Raw genomic sequence first — 1928 nt, 5'->3', positions numbered from 1 at the left:
CGCTACAGGATCGAGAATGTGGTGATCTGATCCTGATTACGGCAAAAAGTTCGATTTATTCAACAAAGCCGGCATTTTGCTAAAAATGAACCTCGAAAAGATGTTCGTTTAGATGTCGAATATCGTTTGGACTAAACAACACAATGCACAGAAACCCGCTCCGGCGGGTTTTTTTATGCCCGGAGAAAAGCATGTCAGCAGGCACAATCGCATTAACTAACAATTCAGCAAATGTGACCGGTACCGGAACAGCATTCACCACCGATTTGAAAGCGAATGATTTTATTGTCGTTATTGTTGGCGGAGTGACCTATACGCTGGGGGTTAAAGCAACAACATCCGCAACAGCCTTAACATTAATCACGCCATATGGCGGCCCGACGGCAACCGGAAATGCTTGGACAGCGGTTCCGAATGCAACACTCGTTGGGATCACTGCACAGGTTGCCGCTGACGTTGCAAAAGCTATCCGCGGGCTCAATCTCGACAAAGCTAATTGGCAGCAGGTATTCAGCGGAACGGGGACAATCACAGTAACCCTGCCTGACGGTTCAACTTATACAGGACCCGCATGGAGCAGCATCACGACCTCATTAGCCGGTAAGGCAGATACAGCGACTGTAAATAATAAGGCAGCGAAAGGTTCTAACAGTGATATTACGTCACTCACAGGGTTGACGACTGCATTGTCTATTTCCCAAGGAGGTACTGGCTCGTCAACTGCCGCAACCGCACGTACCGCGCTTGGTGCAGCGCCGCTGGCTTCACCTCAGTTACAGGGCAACGTAGGGGTAACAGGGAACCTTGTGGTCAACGCGGGTGTTACCGCAGGGCCTGCTGGTTTCTATACTCAAGGTCTTAATAACCCTTCCGTACAGGGTACGTACATGGGGTGGAACGGTACGGGGGTGGTAGGTGGTACTGACATTATCAACAACCAAGGGGGTGGTAGCGGCGGGATTCGCTTCAGAGTTGTCAATGCATCAAACTCCAGCGTAATTACCGATTTTACAATGTTGCCCTCTGGGGTTGGGCAATCGAACGGCGGGTGGACAGCCACGTCAGACGAACGCGTTAAGCACCACATGCAGGATATCGACCCTGAAGAAGCCCTTGCTGCGCTTGCCTCATGGCGTACATGTTCATGGGACTACTACGACGTCCCGCGCACGTTCGACGAGGCCGGTAACGTAACGGCTACGGTCAAAGGTGCTAAAGGCTTTGGATTCATTGCGCAGGACGTGCAAAAAGATTGCCCTGAAGCGGTGACGGTAACGGATAATCCGCAGCTTTACGTGGACGAGGATGGGGTGCTATTCGCTAACGAAGATACCCTGTCATTGAATACGCTCGGGGTGTCTGCTGCGTATTCAGGCGCAGCGATAAAGGCTTTAAAGAAACGCAATGAAGATCAGGCAGAACTAATTTCCGTCCTATCTGAACGCTTGATCGCCATCGAGTCAACGCTCGGGATCATGAGCGAGCCTGCATCATAACTTTCTTTACTTTCAGATCGGCTGCATAACCAACGAAAAAAAGCCCGTCAGAACGGCGGGCTAAATATCAATAATAACACATGGTACTGGAAGGTGATTGCACCTCCGCTTTAAAGCGTCGATGAATGTTGAAATGCTGCCAAATTGCAGGCAAAAAAAGCCCGCGTTAACGGCGGGCTTGAGAGATAGGCATCTGTTGCTAATCTTACGTTAGCTAAGCTAATAATAGTCTTGTTAATGGATATTGCCAGCAAAAAAAATGCCCGCAAGGGAGCGAGCAACACAATGAAATGTGTTTAAAGGAGAAGATTCCGTGTCTGTAATTCAACAGGCGATTTATCAAACATACTCTTTGCCTTTATAAGGCTATTGGGATTTCGTGCGGTCATGAAATAGTGAGTTCTGCGCGTAATTCTGGTAAACGGTTGACCA

The 1928-nt window shown here is 49.1% G+C and carries 1 protein-coding gene; it reads left to right on the top strand.

Annotated elements, in window-relative coordinates; translation table 11 throughout:
* Positions 1-191: 191 nt before the first annotated feature.
* Complete coding sequence (locus J8X26_RS27380; protein ID WP_193333192.1) at positions 192-1496, top strand: tail fiber domain-containing protein; 1305 nt, start codon at positions 192-194, stop codon at positions 1494-1496.
* The last annotated feature ends 432 nt before the right edge of the window (positions 1497-1928 follow it).

Source organism: Rahnella sp. ChDrAdgB13 (assembly GCF_017655185.1).
Taxonomy (GTDB): domain Bacteria; phylum Pseudomonadota; class Gammaproteobacteria; order Enterobacterales; family Enterobacteriaceae; genus Rahnella; species Rahnella contaminans.
The sequence above is the reverse complement of the archived record's forward strand: the minus strand, read 5'-3'. Positions and strand labels throughout refer to the sequence as shown.